This is a genomic window from Falsiroseomonas oryzae (assembly GCF_027856955.1).
GTDB classification, from domain to species: Bacteria; Pseudomonadota; Alphaproteobacteria; order Acetobacterales; family Acetobacteraceae; genus Falsiroseomonas; species Falsiroseomonas oryzae.
This window is the reverse complement of sequence record NZ_JAPSMD010000343.1, coordinates 1-5,678: the sequence shown is the minus strand read 5'-3', so window position 1 is coordinate 5,678 and position 5,678 is coordinate 1. Positions and strand designations below refer to the sequence as shown.

Annotated in this window: 8 protein-coding genes; 1 reads left to right on the top strand and 7 read right to left on the bottom strand. The window is 73.6% G+C overall.

Translation table 11 applies throughout. The features are described from left to right. Positions 1-801, top strand: an 801-nt coding sequence (locus OZN99_RS23815; protein ID WP_270937744.1) for an adenylate/guanylate cyclase domain-containing protein, incomplete at its 5' end; no start/stop codon positions are given. Between the two features lie 15 nt (positions 802-816). On the opposite strand, the gene OZN99_RS23810 is transcribed toward OZN99_RS23815, so the two are convergent. From OZN99_RS23810 to OZN99_RS23780, 7 genes are all read right to left on the bottom strand, one after another. Continuing rightward, on the bottom strand, positions 817-1,143 hold the full coding sequence (locus tag OZN99_RS23810) for an NADH dehydrogenase ubiquinone Fe-S protein 4 (protein ID WP_270937743.1): 327 nt from the start codon (positions 1,141-1,143) through the stop codon (positions 817-819). A 27-nt stretch (positions 1,144-1,170) separates the two neighbouring features. Next, on the bottom strand, positions 1,171-2,145 hold the full coding sequence (locus OZN99_RS23805; RefSeq protein WP_270937742.1) for a KpsF/GutQ family sugar-phosphate isomerase: 975 nt from the start codon (positions 2,143-2,145) through the stop codon (positions 1,171-1,173). Continuing rightward, a complete protein-coding gene (locus tag OZN99_RS23800) occupies positions 2,142-2,867 on the bottom strand; it encodes a 3-deoxy-manno-octulosonate cytidylyltransferase (RefSeq protein ID WP_270937741.1) in 726 nt (241 codons plus the stop codon). Before OZN99_RS23800 ends, OZN99_RS23805 begins: the two co-directional genes overlap by 4 nt. Beyond that, positions 2,864-3,712, bottom strand: coding sequence for a 3-deoxy-8-phosphooctulonate synthase (gene kdsA / locus OZN99_RS23795; protein WP_270937740.1), 849 nt, complete (start codon positions 3,710-3,712; stop codon positions 2,864-2,866). Before kdsA ends, OZN99_RS23800 begins: the two co-directional genes overlap by 4 nt. A gap of 56 nt (positions 3,713-3,768) precedes the next feature. After that, positions 3,769-4,074, bottom strand: a complete 306-nt coding sequence (locus OZN99_RS23790) for a DUF1330 domain-containing protein (protein WP_270937739.1) — start codon at positions 4,072-4,074, stop codon at positions 3,769-3,771. Between the two features lie 62 nt (positions 4,075-4,136). Beyond that, positions 4,137-5,231, bottom strand: a complete 1,095-nt coding sequence (locus OZN99_RS23785; protein WP_270937738.1) for a glycosyltransferase family 4 protein — start codon at positions 5,229-5,231, stop codon at positions 4,137-4,139. Next, positions 5,228-5,678: hypothetical protein (locus OZN99_RS23780; protein WP_270937737.1), on the bottom strand; the 451-nt coding region annotated here is incomplete at its 5' end. The genes OZN99_RS23780 and OZN99_RS23785, both read right to left, overlap by 4 nt.

The window sequence follows — 5,678 nt, the reverse complement described above, 5'->3', positions numbered from 1 at the left end:
ATCGCCGTGGCGGGCGCCGGCGCGGCCGTCATCGCCGCGACGGCCTTCGCCTTCGACCGCGGGCTGCTGCTGCCCGGGGTCGCCGCGCTGCTCGGCCTGGTGCTGGCCGCCGCTGCCGGCGGCTGGGCGGTTCACGGCGCCGACATCAAGGAACGCGCCCGGCTGCGCCGCGCCTTCGGCAGCTACCTCGACCCGCGGATCATCGACGCCATGGTTGAGCGCGAGCAGGAGCCGGGCTTCGGCGGCGAGCAGCGCGAGGTGAGCGTGCTGTTCTCCGACCTGGCCGGCTTCACCGCCACCGCGGAGGCGCTGCCGCCGGCGGAGGTCGCGGCGCTGCTGAACGACTATTTCGACGGGCTGGCCGCGGCGGTGGTGGCGGAGGGCGGGCTCGTGGCGAACCTGATCGGGGACGGGATGTTCGCCCTGTTCGGCGCGCCCCTGCCGCAGCCCGACCATGCCGCCCGCGCGGTGGCCGCCGCGCGCCGCATCGATGCCTTCGCCCGCGATTTCGAGGCACGCCACGCCGCGCGCGGCGTGCGGCTGGGCGCGACGCGCATCGGCGTGCACACCGGCGTCGCCATGGTGGGCAACCTCGGCACCCGCGCGCGGCTGCAATACGGCGCGATCGGCGACGCGGTGAACCTGGCGCAGCGGCTGGAAGGTCTGAATCGGGAGACCGGGACGCGCATCGCCGTCTCGGCGGCGACGGCGCGGGCGGCCGGTGGCGCCTTCCGCCCGCTCGGCGCCTTCGCCGTGAAGGGCCGGCTGGGCGAGGTGGAGGCGCTCACGCCGGAGCCGTGAGCGCCCGGCGATGCCTCAATGCGTCCAGTTGTCCGTGCGGCCGAAGCGGAAGTTGTCTGCGTAGCTCTTCGGCCTGATGTCGGCGCGTGCGGTCGGTGCGGGCTCGACCTCGTAGGGGATGCCCTTCGCCTCCGCGTAGGCCATGGCAGCCTCCGCCGTCGGGAAGGCGAGGCGAACCTGCGACCTTGTGTCGCCGGAGCCGAACCAGCCGGTGAGCGGATCGATCCGCTTCGGCTCCAGCGGCTCGTACTGCAGCACCCAGTCATGCGCGCGGGCGCGGCCGGACTGCATGGCGGATTTCGGCGCGCGGTAGATGCGGGCCTTCTGGTCGTCGTGCGGCATGGCGCGAATCTACCACCCCGGCGGGTGCTACAGAACCCCCGCCCGCAGCAGGTCGTGCAGGTGAAGGATGCCCACCGGCCTGCCCTCCTGCAGCACGAAGAGGCTGGTGATCCGCTTCTCGTTCATCAGCCCGAGCAGGTCTGCGGCCAGGTCCTGCGGCGCCGCCGTCCGGGGCGTCGGCGTCATTGCCGCGGCGGCCGGGCCGGACATGGCCAGCCCGCGCTGGAAGGCGCGGCGCAGGTCGCCATCGGTCAGCACGCCGGCCAGCCGCCCCTCCGCGTCCACCAGCCCAGTCACGCCGAAGCGGCGCGAGGTCATCTCGACCACCGCCTGCTCCAGCGTGGCGGAGAGCGGGACCAGCGGCAGTTCGTCCTTCCCGTGCATCAGGTCGCGCGCGCGCTTGAGGCGGGCGCCGAGCTTGCCGCCCGGATGGAATTCGGAGAAGTCCTGCGGCGAGAAGCCGCGCGCCTCCAGCAGACACATCGCCAGCGCATCGCCGAGCGCGAGCTGCATCGTGGTGCTGGTGGTGGGAGCCAGCCCGTTCGGGCAGGCCTCCGGCATGCGCGGCAGCGCCAGGCACAGGTCGGCGGCGCTGCCCAGCGCGCTTTCGCTGCGGGAGGTGATGGCGATCAGCGGCACGTCGAAGCGCCGTGTGTAGGCGATGATGTCGGCGAGCTCCGGCGCCTCCCCGGACCAGGAGAGGGCGAGCACCGCATCCTCCCGCCCGATCATGCCGAGGTCGCCGTGGCTGGCCTCCGCCGGATGGACGAACTGCGCCGGCGTCCCGGTGGAGGCGAGCGTCGCGGCGATCTTGCGCCCGACATGGCCGGACTTGCCCATGCCGGTGACGGCGACGCGGCCGGGACGGTCCAGGATCAGCGCGACGGCCTGCAGCACGCGGGCGCCGAGCTCGCCTTCCAGCGCCGTGCGCAGCGCCTGCAGCCCGTCCGCTTCCAGCTCCACGGTGCGCAGCATCGTCGCGCGGCGCTGTTCGTCGCTCATCCGAGCAGCTCGCGCGCACGTTGCAGGTCGTCCGGCGTGTCGACGCCGAGCGGCACGTCCTGCACCGCCACGGCGTCGATGCGCATGCCCGCTTCCAGCGCACGCAGCTGCTCCAGCTTCTCGCGCTGCTCCAGGCCGGAGGGCGGCAGCGCCACGAAGCGCGCCAGCGCGGCGCGGCGCCAGGCATAGAGGCCGATATGGTGCCAGAGCGGCCCCTCGCCCCAGGGCGCGGTGGCGCGGGTGAAATACAGGCAGCGGAAGCGCCCGGGCGCGAGCTGGCTGCCCACCATCTTCACGACGGAGGGCGCGGTGCGCTCCTCCTCGCGCCGGATCTCGGCGACAAGCGTCGCGACGTCCACCGCCGGGTCCATCAGCGGCACCAGCGCGGCGCGGATCGTGGCCGGCGCGATGGTCGGCAGGTCGCCCTGCACGTTGACCACCGCGTCATGCGCGCCGGTCGGGTCGAGCGCGGAGACCGCCTCGTGGATGCGGTCGGAGCCGGAGGGGTGGTCGGCGCGCGTCATCTGCACGCGACCGCCGGCCTTGGTCACGGCCTCCGCGATCGGCGCGCTGTCGGTGGCGACGACGACCTCGCCGATGGCGGCTTCCATCGCGCGGCGCCAGACATGCACGATCATCGGCGTGCCGTGGATGTCGGCCATCGGCTTGTCCGGCAGCCGGGTCGCCGCCATCCGCGCGGGGATCAGGACAATCGGGTTCACGGCTTGAACGTCTTGACCAGCGCGTCGATCGCCTGCAGCCGTGCGATCAGCGCCTCGAACTCGCGCAGCGGCACCATGTTCGGCCCGTCGGAGGGCGCGCTGTCGGGGTCGGGATGGGTCTCGATGAACAGGCCGGCGACGCCGACCGCGACGGCGGCACGCGCCAGCGTCTCCACGAATTCGCGCTGCCCGCCGGAGGAGGTGCCCTGCCCGCCCGGCTGCTGCACGGAATGCGTGGCGTCGAACACCACGGGATGGCCGGTGCGCGCCATGATCGGCAGCGCGCGCATGTCGCTGACCAGCGTGTTGTAGCCGAAGGAGGCGCCGCGCTCCGTCAGGATCACGCGCGGGTTGCCGGCATCCGTGATCTTCGCCGCGACGTTCCGCATGTCCCACGGCGCGAGGAACTGGCCCTTCTTCACGTTCACCGCGCGCCCGGTGGCCGCCGCCGCCAGCAGCAGGTCGGTCTGGCGGCAGAGGAAGGCGGGGATCTGCAGCACGTCCACCACCTCCGCAACCGGGGCGCAGTGCTGGCTCTCATGCACGTCGGTCAGCACGGGCAGGCCGAGGCGTTCGCGGATCTCGGCAAACACCGGCAGCGCGCCGGCCATGCCGATGCCGCGCGCCGCCTTGCCGGAGGTGCGGTTCGCCTTGTCGTAGCTCGACTTGTAGATCAGGCCGATGTTGCGCCGCGCGGCGATCTCCTGCAGCGCCTGCGCGGTCTCCAGCGCATGGGCGCGGGATTCCATCTGGCAGGGCCCGGCGATCAGCGCGATGGGCAGGTGGTTGGCGAGCCGCACGGGGGTATCCGCGGGGCCGACCTCGACGGTCTGGGGGGCGGTCATGGGCGGCTGCCTTGCACCCCGCGGCCCCGGGACGCAAGCCTCGGCCCCTGCCGCCGCTATCCGGGCTGCGGCCCCTCGTAGCCCTCGACGATGGCGAGATCGAGCACGGCCTTCCCCTGGCGCAGCGCCATGGCGGCGGCGTATTCGGGCGAGTCGTAGCATTCCAGCGCGGCCGCATACGTCGGGAACTCGATCACCACGGACCGCGCGCGGGTGTGGCCCTCCGGCGTGCGCATCGCGCCGCCGCGCGTCAGGAACCGCGCGCCGTACTTCCGGAAGGCCGCGGCGTTCGCGGCGACATAGCCCTTGTAGCCCTCCGGGTCGGTGACGTCCCCGAAGGCGATCCAGTAGCCCTTGGCCATGCTGCTGCGCTCCTCTCCCTGCCAGGCCGCAGGCTAGCGTCGCGCCGGGAGCCGGGCGAGCCCTATCCCGCCAGCCAGTCCAGCACCGGGGCGGCCATGCGCTCGGGGCCGAAGGTCGCGGCCTGGGCCAGGGCCTTCGGCGAGAGTTCCGCCAGGCGCTTCGGCTCGGCGATCTCCCGCAGGCCGGCGACGAACTCCTCCACCGAGAAGGGGTCGAAATACACCCCGGCTTCCCCGATCACCTCGGGGAAGGCGGAGGTCATGGCGGCCAGCACCGGCTTGCCCAGGCTCATCGCCTCCACCGCCGGGATGCCGAAGCCCTCATAGACCGAGGGGAAGACCATGAAGGCGGCGTGCTTCAGCAGGCGGTACTTCACGAATTCGGAGACGAAGCCGGTGAAGGTGACCCTGTCCCGCGCCTCCGGCCCCAGCCCGGCCAGCGCCTGGTCGGCCAGCCAGCCGCGCCGGCCGATGACGACGAAGTGGATGCCCGACCGCGCCAGCGCCGGATGCTCCAGCGCGCGCAGCAGCAGGCCGAGGTTCTTGCGCGGCTCGATGGTGCCGACGACGACCGCGTATCGGCCGAGCGCGACTGGCGGCAGGTTGCGCTCATAGAGCTCGAACTCCGCCGGCCAGTCCACGTATTGCGTGACCAGCCGCGCCTTCGGCCGCACCCAGGGGAAGGTCGCGACCAGGGCGCTGCGCGTCGCCTCGGAACAGCAGAACACCGCCTCGTCGGACAGCAGCTGTTCGCGCAGCGGGCCGAGGTGGAAGTCCACATTCGCCTCGGCATGCGTCTCCGGCATCACCAGCGTGCTGATGTCGTGGATCGTGCTTGCCTCCCGCTGCGCGACGCGGAAGGCCTGCTTGACCGAGGGGTAGAGCAGCGGGACGGCGCCATCGACCGGCGTCGGCTCCTCCGCGCCCGGGCCGTCCAGGCCGGTGCGCAGCAGCGTGCCGCTGCCCTGCCCGATCGCCTGGCGCACCGCCTCCTCCGGCACGCGGTTCAGGCGCACGGCGAAGTCGAGGCGGACGCGGCCGCTCGCCTCCAGCGCCTGCACCAGGCGCCGGGTGAAGACGGGGATGCCGGTCCACTGGCTCTCGAGCAGCGGGGCGATGTCCAGTGTCAGGCGCGGGCGGGGATCGAGCGGCGTCACGGCGCGGTGCCCACGCAGACCGGCGGACCGCCGGCAGTGCCATGCGGGCGCAGCAGCGCCACCTCCCGCCCGGCCCAGGCCACGAGCAGGCGGCGGTAGGGCCCGAGCGAGCCGCTGCCGGCGGCCTGCACCACGCCCACCGCCTCCAGCAGGTCGGCACCGAGGCGCCAGAACGGGAACGCGGGGTGCAAGGTGAGCGTGCCGCCCGCCAGCGCCGCCGGCAGAGGCGGCGCGGAGGTGAAGCGGATGCGGTCGGAGCGGCGCGGCAGCGGCAGGCCCGTGGCGATCAGGGCGCGCAGGACCAGGGCGATGCGGCCCGGCAATTCGCCATCCGGTGTCGGCGGCGCCGGCAGGCCGAACAGCAGCTCCTCCCCCGCCCCGCCCGAGGCCGCGGCCTGGACCTGCCGCGCGAGCCAGGCGGCGAAGGACGCGTCGGCCAGCGCGCCG